This is a genomic window from endosymbiont DhMRE of Dentiscutata heterogama (assembly GCF_002888635.2).
In the GTDB taxonomy this organism is placed as follows: domain Bacteria; phylum Bacillota_I; class Bacilli_A; order Mycoplasmatales; family CGIF01; genus CGIF01.
Genome location: NZ_LN828718.1, coordinates 41142 through 64784 on the forward strand (window position 1 = coordinate 41142; position 23643 = coordinate 64784).

26 protein-coding genes and 6 tRNA genes are annotated in these 23643 nt (G+C 34.3%); 10 read left to right on the forward strand and 22 right to left on the reverse strand.

What is annotated here, in order from left to right:
• The first annotated feature begins 51 nt into the window (after positions 1 to 51).
• Complete coding sequence (locus DHMRE_RS00495; protein WP_322632446.1) at positions 52 to 858, forward strand: TatD family hydrolase; 807 nt, start codon at positions 52 to 54, stop codon at positions 856 to 858.
• Here DHMRE_RS00495 and DHMRE_RS00500 read toward each other — a convergent pair whose 3' ends face one another.
• Positions 859 to 1215, reverse strand: coding sequence for a hypothetical protein (locus DHMRE_RS00500; protein ID WP_322632447.1), 357 nt, complete (start codon positions 1213 to 1215; stop codon positions 859 to 861).
• A 51-nt stretch (positions 1216 to 1266) separates the two neighbouring features.
• Between DHMRE_RS00500 and DHMRE_RS00505 the strand changes: the two genes are divergently transcribed.
• Entirely contained in the window at positions 1267 to 1869 is a 603-nt protein-coding gene (locus DHMRE_RS00505) for a hypothetical protein (RefSeq protein ID WP_322632448.1), read from the forward strand.
• A gap of 276 nt (positions 1870 to 2145) precedes the next feature.
• Here the strand turns inward: DHMRE_RS00505 and DHMRE_RS00510 are convergent, their stop codons facing one another.
• The 17 genes from DHMRE_RS00510 to DHMRE_RS00590 form a co-directional block, all read right to left on the reverse strand.
• On the reverse strand, positions 2146 to 2406 hold the full coding sequence (locus tag DHMRE_RS00510) for a small ribosomal subunit protein uS17 (RefSeq protein WP_322632449.1): 261 nt from the start codon (positions 2404 to 2406) through the stop codon (positions 2146 to 2148).
• A gap of 325 nt (positions 2407 to 2731) precedes the next feature.
• Positions 2732 to 3043: a DUF2442 domain-containing protein gene (locus DHMRE_RS00515; protein ID WP_322632450.1), complete on the reverse strand. Its 312-nt coding sequence runs from the start codon at positions 3041 to 3043 to the stop codon at positions 2732 to 2734.
• A gap of 17 nt (positions 3044 to 3060) precedes the next feature.
• Complete coding sequence (locus DHMRE_RS00520; protein ID WP_322632451.1) at positions 3061 to 4485, reverse strand: hypothetical protein; 1425 nt, start codon at positions 4483 to 4485, stop codon at positions 3061 to 3063.
• Positions 4486 to 4665: 180 nt separating this feature from the next.
• On the reverse strand, positions 4666 to 6819 hold the full coding sequence (locus DHMRE_RS00525) for an AAA family ATPase (RefSeq protein WP_322632452.1): 2154 nt from the start codon (positions 6817 to 6819) through the stop codon (positions 4666 to 4668).
• A 25-nt stretch (positions 6820 to 6844) separates the two neighbouring features.
• Complete coding sequence (locus DHMRE_RS00530) at positions 6845 to 8326, reverse strand: hypothetical protein (RefSeq protein WP_322632453.1); 1482 nt, start codon at positions 8324 to 8326, stop codon at positions 6845 to 6847.
• Between the two features lie 21 nt (positions 8327 to 8347).
• Positions 8348 to 9103 (reverse strand): hypothetical protein, encoded by a 756-nt coding sequence (locus DHMRE_RS00535; protein ID WP_322632454.1) that lies wholly within the window; start codon positions 9101 to 9103, stop codon positions 8348 to 8350.
• Between the two features lie 136 nt (positions 9104 to 9239).
• A tRNA-Leu gene (locus DHMRE_RS00540) sits at positions 9240 to 9316 on the reverse strand.
• A 3-nt stretch (positions 9317 to 9319) separates the two neighbouring features.
• Positions 9320 to 9394, reverse strand: a tRNA-Lys gene (locus DHMRE_RS00545).
• Positions 9394 to 9588 carry a hypothetical protein gene (locus DHMRE_RS00550; protein ID WP_322632455.1) on the reverse strand — a complete coding sequence of 65 codons (195 nt, stop codon included), beginning with the start codon at positions 9586 to 9588 and terminating at the stop codon, positions 9394 to 9396. The genes DHMRE_RS00545 and DHMRE_RS00550 overlap by 1 nt, the downstream gene beginning before the upstream one ends.
• Before the next feature lie 15 nt (positions 9589 to 9603).
• Positions 9604 to 9677, reverse strand: a tRNA-Gln gene (locus DHMRE_RS00555).
• A gap of 3 nt (positions 9678 to 9680) precedes the next feature.
• Positions 9681 to 10241 (reverse strand): dUTP diphosphatase, encoded by a 561-nt coding sequence (locus DHMRE_RS00560; protein ID WP_322632456.1) that lies wholly within the window; start codon positions 10239 to 10241, stop codon positions 9681 to 9683.
• 3 nt (positions 10242 to 10244) lie between these two features.
• On the reverse strand, positions 10245 to 10469 hold the full coding sequence (locus DHMRE_RS00565; RefSeq protein ID WP_322632457.1) for a hypothetical protein: 225 nt from the start codon (positions 10467 to 10469) through the stop codon (positions 10245 to 10247).
• A 22-nt stretch (positions 10470 to 10491) separates the two neighbouring features.
• Positions 10492 to 10569, reverse strand: a tRNA-Tyr gene (locus DHMRE_RS00570).
• Between the two features lie 105 nt (positions 10570 to 10674).
• Positions 10675 to 10750, reverse strand: a tRNA-Thr gene (locus tag DHMRE_RS00575).
• Positions 10751 to 10869: 119 nt separating this feature from the next.
• Positions 10870 to 11457, reverse strand: coding sequence for a hypothetical protein (locus DHMRE_RS00580; protein WP_322632458.1), 588 nt, complete (start codon positions 11455 to 11457; stop codon positions 10870 to 10872).
• 11 nt (positions 11458 to 11468) lie between these two features.
• Positions 11469 to 11544 (reverse strand) — tRNA-Val (locus DHMRE_RS00585).
• A 22-nt stretch (positions 11545 to 11566) separates the two neighbouring features.
• Positions 11567 to 11872, reverse strand: coding sequence for an LPXTG cell wall anchor domain-containing protein (locus tag DHMRE_RS00590; RefSeq protein ID WP_322632459.1), 306 nt, complete (start codon positions 11870 to 11872; stop codon positions 11567 to 11569).
• A gap of 708 nt (positions 11873 to 12580) precedes the next feature.
• Here DHMRE_RS00590 and DHMRE_RS00595 point away from each other — a divergent pair.
• From DHMRE_RS00595 to DHMRE_RS00605, 3 genes are all read left to right on the forward strand, one after another.
• Complete coding sequence (locus DHMRE_RS00595; RefSeq protein WP_322632460.1) at positions 12581 to 12787, forward strand: hypothetical protein; 207 nt, start codon at positions 12581 to 12583, stop codon at positions 12785 to 12787.
• On the forward strand, positions 12771 to 13406 hold the full coding sequence (locus tag DHMRE_RS00600; protein ID WP_322632461.1) for a hypothetical protein: 636 nt from the start codon (positions 12771 to 12773) through the stop codon (positions 13404 to 13406). The genes DHMRE_RS00595 and DHMRE_RS00600 overlap by 17 nt, the downstream gene beginning before the upstream one ends.
• A 184-nt stretch (positions 13407 to 13590) precedes the next feature.
• Positions 13591 to 14691, forward strand: a complete 1101-nt coding sequence (locus tag DHMRE_RS00605) for an IS630 family transposase (protein ID WP_322632462.1) — start codon at positions 13591 to 13593, stop codon at positions 14689 to 14691.
• Here DHMRE_RS00605 and DHMRE_RS00610 read toward each other — a convergent pair.
• Positions 14675 to 15433, reverse strand: coding sequence for an HIT family protein (locus DHMRE_RS00610; RefSeq protein ID WP_322632463.1), 759 nt, complete (start codon positions 15431 to 15433; stop codon positions 14675 to 14677). The genes DHMRE_RS00605 and DHMRE_RS00610 overlap by 17 nt on opposite strands.
• 121 nt (positions 15434 to 15554) lie before the next feature.
• Positions 15555 to 16454, reverse strand: coding sequence for a hypothetical protein (locus tag DHMRE_RS00615; RefSeq protein WP_322632464.1), 900 nt, complete (start codon positions 16452 to 16454; stop codon positions 15555 to 15557).
• 96 nt (positions 16455 to 16550) lie between these two features.
• Between DHMRE_RS00615 and DHMRE_RS00620 the strand changes: the two genes are divergently transcribed.
• Positions 16551 to 16784, forward strand: coding sequence for a hypothetical protein (locus DHMRE_RS00620; RefSeq protein ID WP_322632465.1), 234 nt, complete (start codon positions 16551 to 16553; stop codon positions 16782 to 16784).
• Here the strand turns inward: DHMRE_RS00620 and DHMRE_RS00625 are convergent.
• Together DHMRE_RS00625 and DHMRE_RS00630 are read right to left on the reverse strand one after the other, a co-directional pair.
• Complete coding sequence (locus DHMRE_RS00625) at positions 16767 to 17810, reverse strand: alpha/beta hydrolase family protein (RefSeq protein ID WP_322632466.1); 1044 nt, start codon at positions 17808 to 17810, stop codon at positions 16767 to 16769. The two genes, DHMRE_RS00620 and DHMRE_RS00625, sit on opposite strands and share 18 nt — an antisense overlap.
• A gap of 118 nt (positions 17811 to 17928) precedes the next feature.
• Positions 17929 to 18576 (reverse strand): nucleotide exchange factor GrpE, encoded by a 648-nt coding sequence (locus tag DHMRE_RS00630; protein WP_322632467.1) that lies wholly within the window; start codon positions 18574 to 18576, stop codon positions 17929 to 17931.
• Positions 18577 to 18682: 106 nt separating this feature from the next.
• On the opposite strand from DHMRE_RS00630, the gene rsmH reads away from it, so the two are divergent.
• The 4 genes from rsmH (at position 18683) to DHMRE_RS00650 (ending at position 23510) form a co-directional block, all read left to right on the forward strand.
• Positions 18683 to 19573 (forward strand): 16S rRNA (cytosine(1402)-N(4))-methyltransferase RsmH, encoded by an 891-nt coding sequence (rsmH, locus tag DHMRE_RS00635; RefSeq protein WP_322632468.1) that lies wholly within the window; start codon positions 18683 to 18685, stop codon positions 19571 to 19573.
• A 72-nt stretch (positions 19574 to 19645) separates the two neighbouring features.
• On the forward strand, positions 19646 to 19915 hold the full coding sequence (locus DHMRE_RS00640) for a hypothetical protein (RefSeq protein ID WP_322632469.1): 270 nt from the start codon (positions 19646 to 19648) through the stop codon (positions 19913 to 19915).
• A 53-nt stretch (positions 19916 to 19968) separates the two neighbouring features.
• Positions 19969 to 20313 (forward strand): MGMT family protein, encoded by a 345-nt coding sequence (locus DHMRE_RS00645; protein ID WP_322632470.1) that lies wholly within the window; start codon positions 19969 to 19971, stop codon positions 20311 to 20313.
• 134 nt (positions 20314 to 20447) lie between these two features.
• Positions 20448 to 23510, forward strand: a complete 3063-nt coding sequence (locus tag DHMRE_RS00650; protein WP_322632471.1) for a PHP domain-containing protein — start codon at positions 20448 to 20450, stop codon at positions 23508 to 23510.
• Positions 23511 to 23643: the final 133 nt, after the last annotated feature.

A 23643-nucleotide genomic window follows, 5' to 3' on the forward strand; every position in this document is an offset into this window, starting at 1 on the left:
TATTTTAGACTATAAGGCTTCAAAATACGAGTTATTATCAAAAAAATACTTATGAATAACTTATCCATTTTTGATACTCATTGCCATTTGGCCGATAAAAAATACCACCAACAGAATCTAAACACAAAACAAATAATCCAAGCCGCTGCTGCCGTAGGGGTAAAATATATTCTGAATGTTGGTTACGACAAGGAGAGTAATCAAAAAGTAATAGAGCAGTTAAAAGAATTTTCCAATCTGTATGGAGCCTTGGGTTTGCATCCAAACAGCAATGAGGACTTGACAGAAGAAAATTTAATCTGAGTAGAAAAACAATTGACTAATCAAAAAATTATCGCCATTGGAGAAATTGGTTTGGATTATTATCGCACTTTTACGGATATTGACAAACAAAAATATTGATTTAAAAGACAATTAGAGTTAGCCAAAAAATACGATTTACCCGTGTTATTACACATCCGCGAGGCTTTTGCTGACGCTTACGAAATAGTGAAAGAAAGTGGAATAAAAAAAGGTATTCTTCATTGCTTTACCGGCAATTGGGAGATAGCCGAAAAGTTCATTAACTTGGGTTTTTACGTTTCTTTTGCAGGCAATATCACGTATAAAAATGCTAAATGGAAAGAAAGATGAGGACAAGTAATAGAAAAAATCCCTCTGGAAAGGATAGTCATAGAGACCGATGCTCCTTATTTAACTCCTGAACCTTTTCGGGGACGAATTAATTATCCGCAAAATATAATTCATACTTTAACCAAAATTGCTGAAATCAAAAAAATGGATGTAAAAGTGGCAGCAGAGAAAATTTACTTAAATACTTTAAGAACACTGGGAATAAATCTACCAAACTCAAAATAATTATCTGATTGGCCTATTCCAAATACAATTTGTCGGGACTTCTACAAATGAATGATATTCTTCTTGAATATTAATATTGACAAAATTATTGTCAAGTAAATAAATTTTTTCTAATTTGGGACAATTAGTAATCTTTATGCTGGCTGCATTATTGTAGAACAATCCTATTTCCTTTAAGTTTTGTAAATCGGAAATCTTTAAACTAGCGAAATTTCCACTAAAAAAAGCCACTTTTTCCAAATTATTAAATCCGTTCAAATTCACACTAGCCCCGTTCAAATTGCGAAATATTACTTCTCTAACATTTTCTCTTATTCTAGGCGGGTACGTGGTGTTTATATATCGTTTAGCGTCCATAATAATAATTTTTTTAAAGAACAAAATTGTTAATTAGGTTAAAAAAAGATTATGAAAGGCGAAGTCTTACCGAAGGTCAAATACTTGTGTATTGACCCTTCCGGAACTGGCACTACAGGAATATTCTTTTTTTCAAATAATAAACCAAAATCTCTATTTTTTGAATATCAAAGTAAAAAATGAGAGGAACATTTGAATTTTATTGTAGATTTAGTGAAAGAACGAAAACCCGAAATTATTATTTATGAAAATACTACTTACATTTATGGTCGGCAGCACCAGGGGACCGTAGGCCTCTATAAATTGATTGGAGGCATTATGGCTTTGAAATATATTTTTGATTTTATTCAGAAAATAGATAGCGTGGCGGTTAATCAAGTAAAACTGTTTAAGAATAAACTTTTTAGTGGTCAGGAGCAAATTGAAAGTCTAACTTGTAAAGTAGGACGGGGTAAAGGCTGAAAATATAAACAAAAAAAAATTAGTCTACACCAATTAGATGCTTTGGTAGTTTATCATTTATGAAGCGGTGGAAGTTTGGAAAGCCAGAAAATTCTCAAAAAAAAGATAGCCAAATTAAAAGCCAAAAAAAGATTAGGCATTAGGCAAAAAGAGCAATTACAAAAATTAGAGGGTTTTTCAAAAAAAAATTAAATGCTAATTGTAGCCGCCAAGAAAGAGCATAAAAAAAAAGAAGGACAGCAAAAGACGAGTTAAACGCAAAAATTCCGCAAATAAGAGCATTAAGTCCTTTTGGGTCACGCAGAAAATGAAAATAATAAAAAAGAGCCATTAACGAGAAATAGAGAAAAATCATGACTGACAAAGTGAAAAAGAACAAAAAAACTCTTTTTCTAAACTTTTTCGGTAAAAATCAAGCCAGCGGAAAGTAAAAATAAGGGGTTAACAGTATTATTCAAATGATGTTCATTATTCCACTACTCCCCGTGGAATTGCCGACTTCACTTTTTCAATCACCAAAAATCTTTTAGTAGCCGAATAGGGACGGCTACTTTTAATTATCACTCTATCCCCTACTTGCAATTCATGGTTCTCGTTATGAGCCTGGATTTTCTTTTTGCTTTTAATCAGTTTGCGATATTTATCGTGTAGTCTATTAGTAACTAATTCTACTGTGGCCGTCTTGGCATTCTTGAGACCGATTACCGTTCCTGTAAATACTTGATTCATATAGTTATTTTTTTATTTTTAACTTTATTTTGAGATGCCTTTAATCTTGTTTCATTCAACCAAAAATTCCGAGCCATGAATTTGGAGAATTTTCCGGATTTGATTTATTTTTACTCGGGGCATACTTTTATCATCTTTTTTAATGGCAAAACTAGGCAAATAAATTCAATTCGGCCTCCTTGACCCCGGACATGAACATGCGGTTTTTTATAAGGAATCAAGGGTTCACCTTTTTAAAGTAAAATTGATAACCATCTTTTTCGAGCAAGAGAGGCATATAATTATCGTTTGTTAGCAAAAAAAACTTTTCTAATTTAGTCAATAATTAATGATAATCACAACAAGCCCCTAATAAACCCTCTGTAAAAGTTTCTACCCCAATTACTTCTTTTAGATCGGGCCAGTAGATTTCGTAACCATCTCAAATTTCGTATTTTTGTAATTTAGTTAAAGGGACAGACTGCTCGGTGAGCCAACTAGTAGGAATGCTTATCTCGCGTCCATCAGCCAAAAGGGCCTTAATTTTATTTTTATTTATGGTTAGGTTAGTAATCTGGGGATGCGGACACAATTTCTCTTTAGGTGGAGTCAGAATTAACCTCGACTTGGGTCTAATATTAATTTTATCGATTCGCATGGCAATATCAACTATTTTTATTTATTCTTTTTTTGCTTTTTTAGCAATCAAAAACTAATTATAACTAATGCCGCTAAACCTACCCCAATCGTGCCACCAATTAGGTAAGGAGTATAGTTTTTTTTGGGAGAAGCCGAAGTAGGATTTGGCGAGGAGTTGAGTTCATTTAATAATTGCTGTAATTCCAGAGTATTCTCGCCTTTTTTCACCAGATAATTTTCGACATTTTGAAGTTCGTGGTTAATCCCTGCCCGTGAAACAATTTTATTATTATTATTATTATTATGCGTGATTATTAATTCGCCATTATTTAGTTCAATTTTTTTAATATCATGTTCTTGGAAATAGCGGAGTAAAAGAGTGGCAATTTGTTTAATTTTCTCGTCGCTGTTAGGAGTAGAAATTTCCTGGCGTTTTCAAGGTTGACAATGAGAGCAATCTCGTTGTTTTAATATTCGACCGTTTTGGTCTTTCTTGCCCGCATAGCAGTCAATTCATTCGGCTTTTATTAGTCGGTAGTCAATTTCTCCATTTTCCTCCTTAAATCTTTCGTAAATGCCCGAGCAATTTTGTAAATATTCTTGTTCTTTAGTTGAATAACAGTCTTGACAAGCCCATATTACTGGACCACCTATATTGGCTTTACCATGATAACGTTTAATAATATAAAAATTGTCGTCGCCTTCGACAAATCGAGTCCCTTTTAACTTTTTCTGGCAAGTATCACAATTGCCCTTTCTTGCGGTTTCTAAATTTAATTCTTTTTTTTGATTTTCAGACAATTCATTGTCATTCTTAACTTCATAAGGAGTGATAGTAATTTTATCGCCCACTTCTACTCATTTACGGAAATTGCTGGGATTGTCCTCGCCGCCGCTACTTCATGGACGAACCACCCCGTCATTTCTTTCAATCAGTTTGTCGGTTTCAATTAAATAATACCCGTACTTTCCCCAAGGAAAAGTATCTAAAACTGGGTGCTTGGCGTTAATATTTAAATAAAAACTCCGGCCATTTTCGCTTCCTCACAAGCCAAAATATCTTCCTTGTTTATCTCCATAATCAATTATAGAATTACTGCGGTCATCTTCGCTCCCACTTCCATAATAGTAATATAAACCAGGTTGGCTATTCACTTTTTCCTCAATTTTCTTTTTTTTGGCTTGATAATTTTTCTCTCTTTCCTCGTTTCGTTGCTTAATTAAATTAATTATTTCCTTTCAATCGGTAGGTTCCAATTGGTCGTAACAAATCAGATCAAGTTCTTTTTCAAAGTCAATAAACCTTCTTTTTTGAAGAATATGTTCTCCGTCGTGATAAGTTAAAGCAGGTGAATAATCACCACTTCTCATTAAATCAGGGACCGCCACATATTCCGGTGCATTCAAATGATTTCTTAATTTTTCGGCGAGAGCCTTTTTGTTATTTTTATTTTCTGACATAACATTATTTTATTTATTATTTATATTTAAGTTTAGTATGGTTCGCCTACATTTATAATTTTATATACTTTTATCTTTAGTGAACGCATTTTTTTCTCCTTTAGAATATCTCCATTAATTGTTTTATTTCGTATAAAATATCTATGTTTACTTTTAGTCTTGTCAGACAAAATATCAGATCTATTTTCCCCCCAACAAATTATTTTTTTTCTGTTCTAAGGCTGGAAGGACAGTCATTTTAATTTCCTTGGTTCCTTCTTCCAAATTAAGAGCATAATTAGCACCCATATGAAGAAATTGTGAGACAATGCCTCGTCCAATCAAGGTGCCGATTTTTTTTTCAATATAATGTTTAATCGGTCGAGCCCCATACTCAAGCGAGTAAGCCTCATCCAGAATTTTTTCCACCACTTCCTCGCTATATCGCAATTTAATATTTTTCTCCGACGCGATTCGTTGGATAAAAAATTGTAATTCTTTGCTAATAATTTCCTTAACAACCTTTCTGCTTAAAAAATTAAAGAAAATTATTTCGTCAAGCCGATTGAGAAATTCCGGACGAAAATGATTTTTTAATTCAAAGTTTAATTCCTCTTTTATTTCAGTCATTTCCTTATTTTCAAAATATAATTCCGAACCTAAGTTAGTTGTCAAAATGATGATCGTGTTGCGAAAGTTGACTTCCCGACCATTAGCCAAAGTCAAAAACCCATTATCGAGTATCTGTAAAAGAATGTTAATAACCTCAGGATGGGCTTTTTCTATTTCGTCAAAAAGTATGACGCTATGCATTTTTTCCCGCACAATTTCTAGGCGGGGGCGTTCTTCGAAGCCAATGTAACCTGGAGGGGAACCAATTAATTTACTAATTGAATGCGGCTCGGTAAATTCGGTCATATCCAAGCGAATAAGATTTTTTTTTTGGTCGAAAAGTTGCTCGGCAATTGTCAAAGCCACTTCGGTCTTTCCTACTCCGGTTGGTCCCACAAAAAGAAAAGATGCTAAAGGGCGATTGGGGTCCTGAACTCCTGCACGGGACCGAAAAATGGACTCGCTAATGGCCCGCAAAGCCTGGCCTTGTCCTTTCACTCTTTGCTGGAGAATAGCCGGCAAGAAAAGTAATTTTTGCTGCTCGCTGGCAAGAATTTTGCCAATCGGCAAATCATATTTCTGTGCGATGGTTAACGCAATGTCCTCGCGATTGATAAAATATTTTCTTAATATATTATGGCGAGCGCGGGTTTCCAATTCATTGACTTTGGCTTGGTTGGCCGGAATAGTAGAGTATTTTAACTCGGCCGCCTTGGTGAGGTCAATTTCTTTTTGCTGATAAATAACCAATTCTCTTTCGGCTTGGGCTAATTCTTTTTTGGCTCGGTTTAATTCCTGAATTATTTGGTTTTCTTGGTGGTCTAATTCCAACAATTCGCCTAACTTCGCCCGCTGTTTTTTAATTTCCTGCTCAAGATTAAAGACTTCGGTTTCCTGGCCTTTTTCCTTTTTTAAAGCGGCCTTTTTAATTTCTAATTCCCTCAATTTTAGTCTAGTTTTCTCAATCATTTCTGGTTCATACCACATTTCGCTGCGAACCCGTCCACAAGTCTCATCCAGTAAATCAATCGCTTTGTCCGGCAAATAGGTGGTGGTGAGATAGCGTTGGGAAAAATCGACAGCGGCCAGCAAGGCATCATCATAAATTTTCAATTCGTAGTAAATCTCGAAATAATCGCGAATACCTTGTAAAATCTTTAATGTGTCCTCACGACCTGGCTCAGTAACTAATATATTGCTAAAGCGACGCACTAAAGCCCCATCTTTTTCAATATACTGACGATATTCTTCTTGGGTGGTGGCTCCGATACACTGAATTTCACCCCGAGAGAGCAGAGGTTTGAGGAGGTTAGAAATATCCAGAGCGCCCTGACTACGACCAGCACCTACAATTAAATGGATTTCATCAATAAAAAGGATAGCATTATTTTCCGGCTGAGCCATGAAATTAAAAATTATCTTTAATCTTTCTTCTAACTCACCCTGGAATTTAGTTCCGGCCATTAGAGACATCATATCTAATTGATAAACAGTTTTGCCGCGCAAATAATCAGGCACTCTCTCTTGTTTGATTCTTTGAACCAAACCTTCCACCAAGGCCGTTTTTCCCACTCCTGGATAGCCAATCAGTAAGGGGTTATTTTTCATCATGCGTGACAAAATATAAATTAATTGCTTAATTTCCCTCTCCCGGCCAATTATGGTTAATTCATTGACTTTAGTTTCCTTATTAAGATTTTTAGTAAATCTTTCAATGATTGCTTTTTCTTTTTCCTTATTCATATAAGATTTTTTACTTTTTAAATTACTAACCTCTTATTTTAGCACTAAACGATTTCTCCACCTTTTCAATAATATCTTGCAATGTTTTTTCTATTTCTTTGTTTTGTAGGGTTTGACTGGCGCTTTGAAAAATCAGATGAAAACTAACTGATTTTTTTTCGTTATTTCTTAATTCAGCATTTTGGTAAACATCAAAAACTTTTATTTCTTGTAAATCACGGCCGGCAATTTCTTTTATTTCTTTAATTACTTCATTGTAATTAATTCTGGTTGGGAAAATGAAAGATAAATCTTTGCGGCTGGGGGGGAAATTGGCCACCGGCTGATAAAATATTTGGGGAGGGGAATCACACAAATAATCAAATATTTGGGAGAGGGAAATCTGAGCCACAAATACCTCCTCGCTAATTTGATATTTTTGGGCAATTTGGGGGTGAATACGACCCAAAAATCCTATTCTCTTGGAACCGAGTAATATTTCTGCGCTTTGGGATGAATATAAGTAATTAAAAGAGATAGGAGTAAAAGAAATTTCTGCACCAATTTGCCACAATTCAAAAATGTTTTCCAGCGTTCCTTTTAGCCAGTAAAAATCGATTGTCCGGACTGACTTGTGAAGTGGCTGATTAAAAAATTTTCCTACTCCACTCAAAACCAGCAATTCTTCCTGGTAAAAAGGACCCGCAACCGTGCTAATTTCAAAAAAAAAGAGGTCTCTGTTCTCATGGGCGAGATTATATTTTAGCGTTTTTAAATGACTGGGGATAAGCGTCTGTCGATAATATTCATGATACTCATTTTTCGGTTTCAATAATTGATAAAATTCGTCACTGGCTGGGAAAAGAAAATCGTTTTTCATGGCAGAAGAGACCAACGAATAAGTAATAATTTCTTGCCAGCCGTGATTAGTTAAATAAGTACGGAGGATTCTTTTTTGTTTTTCGTCTTGTTCCTTTTTACTATTAGAAATAGCAGCTGGAGAGCCAGCAGGCAGTGAACCAATTATTTTATTATAATCATAAATCCGCAATAATTCTTCCAGTAAATCCTCGGGATTGGTGATATCTGACCGCGACAAAGGTATTTGAACCTGATAAATATCTCTTTCTTTCTGATAAGAAAATTTTAGTTGTTGTCAAATTTTCTCAATAGTTTGTTCGCTTAATGTTTGCCCGGTTTTTTGGGTAATAAATCCTTGACTAATAGCGATTATTGACGGTGTTTTTCTGGTTTTCTGATGTGTTTTTCCCTGACTTTCATTTACAGCAGGGGAATTAACTTGCTTTACTTGACAATTTAATAAAATTCCTATTTCTTGAACTAATCCTTGTCAAGTTGTCAGATCAGAGCGGTTGGGAAGAATGTCAAACTCAAAATATACATCATTTTCCTTTTGAATTGTTTTTGTTTCTAGGCCGTAATAAGTCAATTTTTCGGCAATTTCTTTGGGATTAATGGTTGACAAAAGAAGATGCTCTTTTATGTATTTTCAAGGTATTGAGGGCATTATATAGAAGTTTTAATCTAATTATTTCCTTCTGCTCTTGCGTCAGAAAAAAATAACTAACACCAACAGCAGAAAAATTATTATTCCGCCCCCCACCACTAATCCTGTGGGAAAATTATCTTTTTGGTTGTGTCCTTTATTTTGAGATTTGTCTTTTTGTTTTTCTTTTAACTCCTCTAATTCTCTTCTTAATCTGGCTAATTCCCGCTTGTCTTGTTGATTAGTGTTTGAAGTGGGCTGATTTCTTAATTTCTCCTCCAAGGCATTAATTTGTCCTTGAAGACTATTAATCTTTGCTTGTATCGCCGGATCATTTTTGTCATTATTGTTACTATTACCACCACCATTATCATTATTTCCTCCTCCATTACCAGGAACACTTTGCCGACGGGTTTTTGCTGCTTGAATTTCGATTTCCAAACTTGCTAAACTGCTTTTTGCTCCCTCAATGTCATAGTTCGGTGGAAACTCCTCTTCCGTGAATTTCCCAACATCGCCAATAACAACTTTAATTAACTTTTCCGCCTCATCTAACTGCTTGTCAGTAGAAATTAATTTTTTTTCTTCCCATTGATTATAAAAGGTTTTCAGTTTTGTAATAATAAAGATAAAATTTCCTATTGAAATTACTTCAAGTTCAGCGTCATCCATTTCCTCACTAGTGATATTTTCTAATTTTTGTTTCATTTCAGAAAGTAGTTGGCGAATCTTCCCCCACTCATTTTCTTTTTTTATCTGTTCACCAATACTCTTAATTTCCTCTTTCAAACTAACCATTATAATTTATTATTTTCGCTCTCTCTCTCTCTCTCTCTCTCTCTCTCTACTGTGTGTGTGTGTGTGTGTCGTAATTCATATTTATTCTATTATTTTTGATTAATGTATTAAATTTTTTGGGGTAGATTTTGATAATTGGTGCGGGAGGAGGGAGTCGAACCCTCAACCTACAGATCCTAAGTCTGGCGCCTCTACCAGTTGGGCTACCCCCGCTTCTGGTGTCCGGTGGAGGGCTCGAACCTCCGACTTTCTCCTTAAAAGGGAGACACTCTACCACTGAGTTAACCGGACTATTTTAATTCATAGCCAAAAATCCAAACAATCAAGAGAATAATGTTAATAATGAGAACACCAAGTACACTTCTGATACAAAATAATCAACTGGGAAATCATTCATGATGTTTGTTAAGCAAATGTAGAGATATTACGGACAAACTGATTATATTACTGATTACTACTCAAAAAATTAATTTATTATTATTCATATATTTTTTTTACTATGGCTGGGACGGCTGGAATTGAACCAACTATCAGGGAGTCAAAGTCCCTTGCCTTACCGGTTGGCTACGTCCCAAAATTATTTAGCCCGGGCCCTTTGTAAGTTAATTTCATTTTTGGCTAAATAAATATCTAATAATTTTTGTTCGTCAATTTGTAATTTTTCGCTTATGTGATTAAAAATCCGCAATCAGTCATAATAAGTATTTTTTTTATTTTCTGGGATTTCGCTATCCCCAAAGTTGTAAAACTGCTCATTTTCCTCGATATACAAGTTATTTGTTTTAGCAAAAAAGTCTAACAGCATTTCGTTAAATGAAGGGTCTTTCCCTTTATTTTTGTCAATGAGAGCAGGCGACATACTTATTTTATAAATACCAGTTAAGCCCAAAAAATAGCCCAAACAATCAATTAATTCCTCTCGAGCTTTGTCCCAATTAATTTCCGGTTTTTTGCGTCAAGCCTTAAAAGATTTTATTTCATTAGCAAATTCGCCTACTTCTACTAAAAGGGCTAATTTTAATCTCGCGGCGTTGAAATGCGAAACTCATTTTAAATCAACGGGGCTTTTTTGAACGATAAGTTGGTCTAATTCAGCCTGTTTTTTGGTTAATATTTTCCAATTTTGAGGGGTTATCATTAGTTATTCTTTTTCTCCGCTACCAAAAAACCTAACAATTAGTCAAATTATCAAAGAAATTCCGAGCAAACTCGGAACAACAATTAAAAATTTCTTGGTGTTACTTCAATTTACTTCTTTGCCATTCCATTTTACGGAAAGTTTGTCTGTAAATGCTGCAATTGTTATTAGAAGTGCTAAAAGAAGAATTATACTTCAATAGATTTTTTCTCATTTTTTTATTCGCATATTAATAATTTTATAATTACAATGGTGGGAGGAGAGGGATTTGAACCCCCGGTTTTACTGATCTACAGTCAGGTGCGATGGGCCACTCTGCCATCCTCCCTCTTGCCTTAAATCTTCCCAATCCAAATAGCGTATTTTTGTCTTTTTTTTGTGCGTATTGTTGCGTAATTCATATTAACGCATCTTTATATCAAAAGCCGTATAATGGTGCTGATTGTAGGAGTTGAACCTACAACCTACCGCTTACAAGGCGGTTGCTCTGCCAATTGAGCTAAATCAGCCGGTTAATTAGATTAATTTTTCTTATCCGTGTCTATTGAAATGAATAATCTGTGATTATTTCATTCTTAAAATATTCTATTTATTTTTCATATCATTGTCTATTCTAAAATATTTATGTCTATTTTTCAACAATTTTAATTCTTTCTTGGATATCCTTAAACAAATGATATATATCAATTTTGGTTAAGTCAGCATAAACATTTTTTAAGTGGTTGAGAGCGGGGTTATTATCCAAAATTACTTGATTTTTAGCGAAATTGCTGATTAAAAACCTTAAATGGGGATTTTCTGAATTTTCTAAATAAATAGAAAAGGGTTGAGAATCAATGCGAAAGGTTCAATTATTTTTAGTCTCCTTTTCCAGCAAACTGATGATTATTTTAGCCTTTTCGGTTAGTTCTTTTTTTAATATCTCTTTGTTCTGAATTGCTTTTTCTTTATTTTCCTTGCCAGCCGTTTCTACTCAAGAAGTAATCTCTTCACTATTATTTAAAAATTCTATCTCTTGACAGGAAAAACCAAAATTGGTTTTTTTACATTTCAAAAAGCAAATTTTCTTTTCTCGGGAATAATTTTTCAAATATTTTTCACCAAAAGAACAAGTAAAATTACCATCTTTGTTTTCCAAAGTAGCCTTGTAGAATTTCATAAATTGAACTTCATGATAAACCGGCTCACTAATAAATCTAGCAATTGTTTTTCACATTATTGTCTAACTGGTAGAGTATGCCGGGCTCGAACCAGCGACCCTCTGCTTGTAAGGCAGATGCTCTCCCAACTGAGCTAATACTCTATCTATATTTAATATTTTTAGGTTATTTAATTTGTTCGCCTCGACGCAGTTGTCTTTTCCGTTTTCTTCTTCTAATTATTAAGGTTGCCACTATTATTAATAAAATACCCATTACAGAAAAGACAATTAGCAGGGGAGGATTTTCGCTTTTTTTATCATCAGTTTGCTTTTTTTCATTAGCGATACCTAATTCCGCTGAACTAATGGATTTTAGTCCTTGGGATTTTAAATAATTTTTTAAGTCTTGTAATTCTGGGACAGAAGCCACCAGAATGGTTTTTTTTGCTCCTTTATCCTCATAAGTAATTATTCAATTTTCTCCATCCAATTCTACTAATTTAATACTATTTTTTTGAAAGTATTGCTTGACAAAAACAAGGATTTTGTTGGGGGGAGAGGGTGAATTTCCATCAGAATTATTATTTTTATCCTCGTTTTGGTCATTAGGAGTTTGGGGGTTACCATTTTCCGTGGGCTGGTTTTGGCTACTATCGTCAGAAATGGGCGAATCTTGGCTATTAGTTGGTGGCTCGTTTTTGTCTTTTCCTGGTTCGGGGTTGTCATTGTTGCCGTCATTTCGATTTGGTTCTCGGTTCTCATTGTTATTATTACAAATTGCGAAATAAATTATACTTTTTAAAATCTTATGAAAATAAAGAATAAAAAAATAAAATCAGTAAGTAAATCAAATTTCCCAGAACCAAAAAAAGTTAAATGCTCTGACTGTGGAGAAAAATTTTTTGTTAAGTTCGTTATCTCACGATTAGCTTATAGTCAAAAGAACCTATGAGGCTACTGAACGGGGAGAAAGGAAGACCTACAAGTTTATAAGTGCAGCCCTTGTTTAAGAAAAATTTATTCCGATAAATTTACCTACTGGCAAGCAGTTCAGGATTCCAAAAAAAGAGCCTTATTTAGAGTTTATTTGGCACATAATGATATTTAGGATAAATATCATATTCTTTTTCATCCTCGCTCGTTAGTTAATGGTTGGCTAGTGGTTGACTATTAAAATAAATTATATTATAAGAAAATTATGATTTGAATTGGAAAACCAAAATTTCCCATTAAAGAGGAAAAGTATAGATATTGTCCTAATTGCGATATTAAAGTTAGAAAAGGTGGATTTACCTATGATAGATTTATCCACGACATTTATAAAATGATGTATCCGTGTGTCTTACAATGAGACCAATTAAGTCCTCTACCAAGAAAAGCAAATTACTATGACAGAAATTATTAAAATTACAGCCAAAGAGGATGGAACTGAAAATGTTTATATTGGAGATTACAGACAAGGATTATCGATAAACTGTCGCAGGTTCATCTCCCAAGAAACAGATAATGGAGAACCTAAGTATAAGATACTTATTCCTTACGAACATCCTGAGTTAGAAAAGCAAGAGAAAATCGATGTCAATATTAGGGTTAACAATAGACATTTTGAAAAGGGTTATTGTTATGAAATATCTTTTGTGGATAGTAAAGATTTGTTATACAAATCACCAAGCGGACAAGTGAGCGATGAGAACAAAAACAAGAGAGTTTTTAATCTCCGAGCCAGCATTACCATTAAGGATAATTCTTACGAAAAAATATCAGAACAGTTAAAGAACGAGAATAATCTAATGAAAGAGGAGGAGACTACTTGAAAAGGTTTTATTGAATGATTTAGAGGTGAATTGGCTGGAATATCAGATAAAAATAGTATCAAATACCAAGAAGGCAGAAAGTTCGTCGAGGATTTAGAAGCCGAGTTTAACAAAAAAACTGGCAAAGGAAATGATGACCCTAACAGAGAGAGAGAGAGAGAGAGAGAGACAAAAAAATTGAGAAATTACGGAGAAAGATTGCCAAGTTAGAGGCTATTGTTGGTAGGACACCCCAACAAGAGAAAGATTTACAGGATAAAAAGCGAGAGTTAGCAGAGTTAGAGAACCAACAGCAAAGCGGAGGAGGCGGAGACCCCAAGAAAACCAACTGAACTCCTTGACTAATCGGAGGAGGGATTATTCTAGTTATAGCAATAGGGATAATTGCTTATTTATGAGGAAAGAAAAGTTCAAAAGATTAAAACCCCCTACACCACAGCGTTTAAAAGAGTTAAAGCAAAAGGGCTATACATATAAAACTATCGCTGATGTTTATGGAGTAAGTGAAATGACAGTTAGGAGTTGGAGAAAGAGAGATGATAAACCTAAAAAAGAAACCAGAGGTCGTAAATCCAAAATATGCGGTAAACTTTTTACTGATTTCACTTTCTTCCTTTGAAGTCTGAAAAAGAAAAAAAGTATGACCCAACAACAAATGGCAGATTATATTTCTAAAAAGGCGGGTGAGAAAATAAGTAAGCATTCCGTATTCAGAACATTAAAAAAACTTAATTTTACTCGCAAGAAATTAACTAATCATTATTCAGAGCAATTAAGCCATTTACAAAAAATTAGCAAGTTTAAAAAACTAATTCTTGGCTTACCTCAAACTAGAATTATTGCTATCGATGAATGTGGTTTCCATTTAAACGAAACTCCAAGGTATGGTTATTCCCATAAGAGTTCTCGGGCAAGATACACCAAGCCAGGTTATCCAGGAAATAACCACACTTTAATCCTTTGTATTCAGAATGTAGCAGGTAAGGGAGTTATCCATTGAGAGTTAATTGAAAGAGGGATGAAAACCGAAAACTTTCATAGTTTTCTTACCAATCTTAAACTTCCTACTAATGAGAAATATTATTTGATAATGGATAATTTTTCAGTTCATAAAGCAAAGGGGTCATGTATTAAATTAGGACTTACTACTATTGAGGAATTGCTAGAAAGTAAAAACATCGAGCCACTTTATTTACCACCCTACACACCAGAAATGAACCCAGTTGAGTATTGTTTTAACTTGATTAGGCATGAAGTAGAAAAGAATAAACCTAGAACTTATGAAAAGTTGAAGTTGGTTATTGCCAAAATTATAAATATACTTAATGAGAAAGATTTAACCGAATATTTTAGGCATTGTCAGAATTATAACTCCAAAGGAGAAGCAATTAATCAGTTTAATATACCTTTTTACAGATGATTTATAAAAACTTCTGATGCTTATAAAAATGGAATAGAAATAAATGCTATTTCATATTTTAAAAACAAAAGTTAATTTCGCAATTTGTAATAATTGGTTCCTCGGTGGGTTTATCTTTCTTCGGAATATTTGGTTCTTCTGCATTTTCTTCCTCTCATTGCCCTTTGTTTATTTTTTCAGCAATTTTTTCTCGTTGTTGAAAATTATAATGTTTAGAATTGCTTCCGCCCATTCAATGATAACTGCTAGGTTTCGGTATAACCCAAAAGTGTTCTCCGCTGCCAAGTTCTCCGTCTCCTATTCGGGCAACCAGATTAAAACTTTCTATCACGCCTTCTCCATCCTTTTTTAAAGTCTTTCCAAGACAAGCATCAATGTGAACCATCATGTCCGGATAAAGATTTTCTCAGGGGCCAGGAAAAAGTTTGGAATCCTCACTAGTGCTGCCATTAAAAAAAGCAATTCATTTGTCTTTGTCTTTTAGGTATACAGGAACAATATGAATATGAGTGTGGAAAACGGTTTGTTCCGCTGCGCCTCCAGCGTTAGAATTGATAAAAAAGCCTATCACCTGCGGGTTTTTCTTTAATTTATTAATAAAGTCCCGCATTAGTGGAATTATTCCTTCTTTTCAAATGGTTTCGTTCATTCCAGCGGAGAAAAGGTTAGAACTATGGTCCTTGGGAATGATTAAAGAATGCCCTCAACTTTTAGCAGTAAGACAAACAATTGCAACCGCCCGGTCGTTTTCTCCGACAATTGCAAATTCACTGCGAGGAGGACAAAACGAACACCCCGTTTTATATTGAGTTTCCATGAATAAATATTTTTAGTCGCATAAATAACTCTTTTATACAAATCCTTTTGTTGTTAAATGTTTAATTTTTTTGACCTTAACACAATTGGATTTTTGTCTACGACAAAAGGATAACCCAGAATTATTTCTTTCGTTTTTTACTTAACCATAGTCCAACCAGAAACGCAATTATTAGTGCTCCACTTATTCCGCCAACAACTATTCATAAAACCTTATTATTTAGTTCGGGAGATTGAGAATTAGAAACGGGAAGAGTTTCACCCGGCTCTTTTTCCGGCCTTTCTTCCTTATATTCAGCAATAGTAATTTTATCATCTAATCCGACGATTTTGTGAAAAGTGGGTTCTCAATATTTTCAATAACCCAACGGACTTTCCTCAATTGGAATATTTTCTACTCCATCTAATACAAAAAAATCTTCACTTTCACTTCAAAAAATATTATTTAAAATTTTTTTTATTGCAGGGTCATTTTGTTTAGTTATTGGATGGTCAACAGGTACCATTAGATAATATTTTTGCCCATTTTCCATACCTAAAAAACTAGCATATTTTACCCCTTCCTTATTTTCATCGCTTCTTCCTTCGCAACGAAAAAGATTTTTTTGACTGTTTAATTTTTCTTCTATTTCTTGTTTTTCCTTGGCTATTCTCTCCCGCTCCTCCTTTTGTCTTTTTTCATATCATACTTTATTGTCCTCCTCGGTTCATTTGTTCGGTTTTTCTTGCCCTTTATTTTTATGTTCGTCGCAATAGTAAACATTTCAACTTTTCTCTAAATTATTATCCTCCTTTTCTCTTTGACTAAACATTTCTCCCATTACTTTTGTCATTATTTTATTTCCACGGCAGTCCTTACCCTCCTCAATTCAGCGAAATGGAGTTTCTTTTTTGCCGCAGTCGAAACAAGTATCTTTTCCGCAATCATGGCATAATTTAGCATTATTTAAACCTCTGATAGGGAAATCCAAGTAATCGCATTTTTCCCCACATTGATTACATTTGAAATTATTTTTTGACATAATATTGATATTTATTAATTTTACAGTGATTATTGTAAAAATGGTTCGAAAAGAGACTATTCTCGCCCACGTTTTCTTTTCTTTATAATTTGCCGAATGATAAAACGAACAAAAAAATATAAGAGAGTGAAAAACCAGAGAGAAACCACAACAGAAAAACGTCCCAAATTAATTCCTAAAAATTTTCCTAATGAAGTTTCGGCTAATCAGATATCAATAAGAAGCGAAGACAAAAAAATAACCAATAAAAAGAGAACGATAAAAAAAGCCTCAATCTTTCCTTTGGTCTTTCTAGACATATTACTTAATGTTTTACAAATTCTTTTCTAAATAATTACAAAAAAGACCCGTAAAAGTATATTTTGAATGTTTTTTTCTTTTTTTTCACCGCAAACTATCAGGAATATAATCACCCAAAAAAGGAAATTCGCCATGATCTGCATATCTGCACAAATAGAGGTTAATTTTGTTTTTATTTAATTTATTTTTACTCAATTGATAATGAAGTCTAAAAGAGGCTTGTCAGCCGATTACCGCATCCTGTAAGCCGTGTAATAGTAATAATTTGATGGGTAAATTTTGGGGCAAAACTAAGTAGGGATTAATTCTCTCCAACTTCTCCTGTGAAGAATGAAGAGTTTCTTTGACTAATTTTTTCAGAAAAAAATGTTTTCAATAGTAATTTATTCCGCTTCCCAATGCCCTTTCTAATTGAGTAGAAAACTGGTCAAAAGGAGCCTCACAAATGGCAAAAGCCACTTCTGAATTGGCCGCTCCCGCAAAATAACTGGTTCAAAAAATTAAGGTAGCCGCCCCCATTGAAAAACCATAGAGACCAATTTTTTCTGGCCGATATTTTTCTTTTACCCAAGTAATAATATCTTGTAAATCGCAGGCCTCAATTTGGCCCAAAGTAGTAGCAGATTTACCCGAAAGTCCGTGATTACGGACGTCATAAGAGACTACTTGATAACCACGTTGAAGGGCCAAGTGCATCGTATAAAAGAGCGACCAACGATTATTGGTTAAGCCATGACAAAAAATAATTACTTTGTTATTATTTTTATTTATCAACAGGGGACGAATGAGAGTAACGTCCAGCATTAACTCATCATAAGCAGTAATAACCCAAAAATCTTCTCGCAAACCCAATTTTTCCAAAAAATTGAAATATTTTTGGTAAGCAACCACATTAATTTTATTCTTATTAGTCCCTTTAATTAACTTTATTTTGTCATTAATTATTTCGATAGAAGTTTGCACGTCGGTTACATTCGGAGTGGCTGCCGAAGGAGAAAAAACCCTCCTTATATTCTTATAAACTTTTTTCAGCCAAAATCAAAATTTACGTAACATCAGTGACCGATATTAATATTTTTTTTCATATCGTTGTCTACACGAAAATATTTCTATCTATTTTTGGCCTATGACAAAACATCAGGTCTATTTTTAATTCTCCGATAAAGTATTGTGTCTACTTTTCTTTTTTTGTTTTTAGTGTTCGGTCGCTGTCTTTGTTGTGGTCTGATTTTTTACTGATTATTACCCTTGCTGGTCGAAGTACTTGGTCAGCCAACAGATAACCTTTGGCTGCTACTTTGACAACTGTTCCTGCCGGCAAATTATCGTTTTCTACCTCTTCCACTAATTCATAAAGACGACTGCTTCATTTATCCTGACCGACCGCAATTTTTATTTCGGTAATTCCTTCGTTTTCTAAATTCCTTCACAAGATATTCCGCAACATTTCAATTCCAAGTAAATGGTTTTTAACTGGTCCTTGGGGGTCAGCCCGCATAGCGGACAGAGCCTTTTCCTCTAAATCAACCAGAAAATTTAATACTCAACTAAGTAATTTTTTGTTACTGTATTTGTATATTTGCTCCATTTGGCGTTGTCAACTTTGACGCTCATTTTTCAATTCGGCCGCCAATAGTAATTTTTCGTTTTCTAAATTGGCAATTTCAGCGGTCAATTTTTTTAATTCTTGGTTTTTATCTTCTCCGGAAGCAGTTTTTTTTGGCTCTGGGGACGGGGAGGATTCCACACCCTTTTCTTTTTTGTCGGTTGGGGATTTAGTTTTACTTTGTTTTGCTGAATCTTTTGAACCTTTTTCATTCATATAAATTAATTTTACTGCTACTAAATTGGGAAAAGGAGTAGTTTTTTGAGCATTTTTATATTAAAAGTGTCCGGTTGACAGCAATTAGATTAAAAAAAAGTAATTAATGACTGCGGCAGATGGCGTAATTCACGTTCCAGTAATGTTGAAAGAGGTTTTAGACCATCTCAACTTAAAAAAAGGAGGGATTTATGTTGATGGAACTTTCGGTCAGGGCGGTCATTCACAAGCAATATTGAAAAACCTGGAAAAAGGAAGGCTAATTGCTTTCGAATGAGATAAGGAGTTTAGCGATCTGACCCAAAAAGATAAAATTTTCTTCGCTCCTTGCTTTTGTCTCATTAATGACAATTTTGCTAATCTTGAAGAACATTTAAAAAAGATGGGTATCCAAGAAGTAGATGGTTTTTTATTTGATTTAGGGCTTTCTTCAGACCAGTTAACAGTTACAGAAAGAGGATTTAGTTATCGGTCAGATTCGCCGTTGGATATGCGGATAAGCCAGACAACCAAACTATCAGCCACCGATATCATCAATAACTACCCAGAAGCCAAATTAGCCGATATTTTTTATCATTATGGAGAAGAAAAAAAAGCCCGTCCGATTGCCCGCAAAATTTGTTACTGACGAAAAAAAGAAAAAATTGTTAACTCTCAGCAATTGGTGGGAATAGTCGCTTCCTGTTTTTCCCACAAAAGTAATAAACATCCCGCTCGCAAAGTATTTCAAGCCCTACGAATATTCGTCAATAGTGAGTTAGAAAACCTAAGCCAAGCCCTAGAAGTTGCCCTTAAGTATCTAGCCATTGACGGCCGGATTATTGTCATCAGTTATCATTCTCTAGAAGACCGAATTGTCAAGCAAATATTTCGAAAACATTCTGGACTCAACTTCCAAATTATTACTAAAAAACCTTTAACTCCTGCACCTCAAGAAGTCCAGGAAAATCACCGGTCTCGGAGTGCCAAAATGCGGGTTATTAGGCGAAAAGAATAATAAATTTCTTAATAAGCCAAGTAGTAAAATACGCTAACCAACAAAGACAAAATTCTTTTAAAATTAGAGTATATGAATTCTAAATGACTTTTTGCAATAATCCCAGTAGCGATAATAGTTGGCATAGCAATTGGATCGTTTCTAATGTCTTGATATTTTACTAACCAGATAAGAAAGGCATTAGGTTTCAAAAGCATGAAAGCGTTTCTCGTTCACACCAAAAAAGCCCAGACCCTACAAAAAAAAATGGAAAAAGAAGGAATTATGGGGGTAATGAATGACCCTCAATTGCGAAAACAGATGGAAGAATTGCAGAAAAGATTTGGGGGACAGTCTAAATAAATATTTTTGAATTGAAAATTAACAGAGTAAAAAAAGAATAATGAGTTAATATAATGCCAAAAACAAGAAATTTTTCCTCTCGCGTTTATAATTGTTGTTCTCAAATACCTAAGGGTCAAATTTCAACTTACAAATATATCGCGGATTTTCTTCGGATTTCTCCTCGCGAAGTAGGTCAGGTGCTGAAAGTTAATCCCTTTTCTCCGGACGAAGTTCCTTGTCACCGAGTAATTGCGACTAATTTTTTTATTGGAGGATATTGCGGTGAATGAGGAGAAGGAGAAAAAGTAGCAACCAAACGCAAATTGTTGTCGGTCGAAGGCGTATTCTTCGATAAACAAGGTTATTTGCTGAGAAAATTAAGACCCAAAGTTATTTTTAACAATTTTCAGAAGTAGAGCGAAAAGTTTAAGTTCTGATGTTTCAATTAACTAACTTTGTACTTAAAGACATAAGAAGACTTCAAAATCTCGAGAGAGGAGAACAACAATTTCTATCAAAAATTATAAGGTAATTTTCAAAAAATTTAAGTATGGAAAAAATTCTGCTTCCGCACCTCAACACTCAAACTAATTCTAATCTCTCTTTCTCGTTTTTGACTATTCCCCAACTGGTTGATTGAGCCAGTAATAATAAACTAAATTATTTAGCGATTGCTGATTATTATCCTTACGAGATTACGGAATTTTTTAACTTATGCAAAGCGAAAAAAATCAAACCTATTTGGGGAGTGAAAATATTTCTCCAAGAAAAACCGGCCGGCAAAAAATTTTCTGCCACGCTTTACCCCCAAAATAATAAGGGCTACAAGGAAGTTATCCAAAAATTATTTGCTCCGGATTCCCCACCTGACCGAAGTTTTTCTCCCGTTTACATCCTTTCCACTTTTAGCAAAAATTGTCTGATTGTTTTAGAGGCCCAAAAAATAGAGGAAATAAAGTACCTAGCCGCTCAATGAATTCTCACCCGCTCGCCCCAAAAAGAGGTCAACTACGAAAATATTTTTCTCGGGTTTAATTTTTTTCTCCTGTCCCCCTCCCAATCTATTCCGTCCCAGATTATTTCCCGTCTACTTCCTTTCTTTGCCGTGAAATGCCTATCTCCTGAAGAAGTTAAATTGTTAGGATTATGAAAAAAGACTAATTTCCAGCGCTATTTTTTTCTGAATGACACCAGCGGCGAATTTACTCCTTACTTAAATACGGCCGACTATTTTTCTCGTTGCACGGACGACTCAACTTTTTATCAATTACTGCTTATTCAATGACAAACTTTTCTCACCAAAATTAAACTCAATCCCTCTTTCCGGAGCGAAAAATTGAGCGAAGCCAAGAAAGAAAGTGCGCTTCTCCTCCTCAAAAGTAAATGTTGGCAAAAATTAATTGCTCTCAAAAAAGAAAAAGAGACTCAATATCAACAAACTCTGACAGAAGAATTGAAGGTTATCGCTCAACTCAATTATGCTGATTACTTTTTAATTTTCAGTGATGTCGCCCAGCATTTAAGGGCTGAAAATATTATTGTGGGACCTGGACGCGGCAGTGCCGTGGCTTCTTTGGTTGCCTATTTATTAGGGATAACTCAAATTGACCCCTTGGAACATAAATTATTTTTTGCTCGCTTTCTCAATGAAAAAAGAAAATCCTTGCCGGATATCGATTTAGATGTAGAAAATCAAGACGAAGTTTTTAATTACTTACAAAAAAAATATTCAAAAAAACAGGTAGCCCGCATTATTACTCGCAAAAAAACCGGTTGGAAAGTCGCTTTGCGGGAAATAGCCAAGTTATACCGAATAGACGAGATTAAATTAAAGGAAATTACTTCTTTGACTGGTGAAAACCCCGATTTCAGTAAATTGAAATTACAAAAATGACAGACCGCTTATCCTGCTCTTTTCAAATTGGCTGAAAAAATCCAAAACCTATATTATGATACTGGTATCCACCCAGCCGGAGTTGTCATTAGCACCGGTTCGTTGGTAGGATTAGTCCCTTTGAAAGCCGAAAAAGATTATTTGCTGACTCTCTTTGAAGAAAACAAATTAGCCGAATTGGGACTCAAAAAATATGACTTTTTAAGTTTACGAGAGACGCTTGGTTTTATTCGAGAGGCTAGGTCAATTTTGTCAACCTCTTTGCCAGACTACCAAAAAATAAGTTTGACAGATCAAAAAACTTGGGACAATCTGAAAAATTTTCTCTTAACTGGGATTTTTCAACTAGACACCCCCTCTGCCCGGACTCTTTTTAATAGATTTCGTCCGCAAAGTTTTGCCGATCTTGTAATCTTTCTTTCTCTCAACCGACCCGGCACCAGAAAAAAGGCTGAAGAATTATCCCAAAACAAAAACAATAACGCTAAAATTGGTTTCACTTCCCCAGCAATTAGGGAAATATTAACTGAGACTTACGGTCATATCATCTTTGAAGAACAAATTAGCCAAATTTTGGTTCTGGTTTATGACTGCTCGTTCGCCGAAGCCGAAGTAAAAAGGCGAGAATTACCAGAAAAAGGACTGCCGAAAGACTTTCTCACCCAAGCCCAAAGGAAAATGACTTTGACTGAAAGCAAATTAATTTATCAACAAATCAATTCCTCATTGGGCTACACTTTCAATAAGGCTCACGCTGTCGCTTACAGTTATTTAACTTATTATATTGCTTATTTAAAAGCCAATTTTCTCCCCAAGTTAATTACCTATTTCCTTAATAAAAGAAAAGAAAAAGAATTATTCTACTTACAAGAGGCGTTCTTTTGCGGATTTCAAATTAAAGGACCTGACATTAACCACTCAGAATTAGAATGAATTAAAAAGGACAGTGAATTATTAATGGGATTTAGTAATTTAAAAGGATATCAACCTGAGTTTTTCCAAGCCCTAATTACGGAGAGAAAAAAAGGAGGAATTTACAAGAATTGGGAAGATTTAATTGCCCGGACCCTAAATTATTGAGAAAAAGTTGAAGCTGGAGTTTTTGAAATATGAGTAAAAAGTGGCTTATTTAACAGTTTAGGATTGGAGATTGATAATTTATTAAGTAATCAAGCCGCAATTTTTCGTTATCTTTCGATCCGAAAGAGACTGGTTGTGGTTAATAATAGTTTGCCTTTTTTACATTTGGCAACCGAAAAATCGATCGTCAATAAAGCCTTAATTAATCAAAGAGAGTTTGAAAGTTTGGGATTGTATGTTAGTTATTTCTCTCGTTGAAATGAAGTTTCTAAAGGACCAAACGGAGTAGTTGTCGGAGACCCAAACGAAAGTTGTCGTAGGCCAAAAGAACTAGCCACCCAAGATTATAAAATTTACTCTCTGTCTGCGGTTTTACAGAAAATTGAAGAATACGATAACAAAGAGACCTCCCTCAATATATATGCGATTATTTGCGGTCTGGAAAAAAAAAGTGAGAGTAATTATATCCTTTCATTACAAGATATCAGAAATGCTTTTCAATTAAATATAAGTTCCAATTTTTATCAAAAAAATAAAGAAAATCTGGTAATTCATAGTGAGTTATTATTTACTTTGAAAATAGGAGTAAAAAGAGGAAAAATTAATTCTTTGGTTTGTGAAAGTATAAGAACATTTTAAACTCTATCTGTATCAATAAAAAAAAACCACCCTGTCAAAGTTAGTTAACAAACAAAAAAAGAAAAGCAACTATATCAAATAAAATAAATTCCTAAAATGAAACATATATAGAAGATACAATTCCTATAAATAA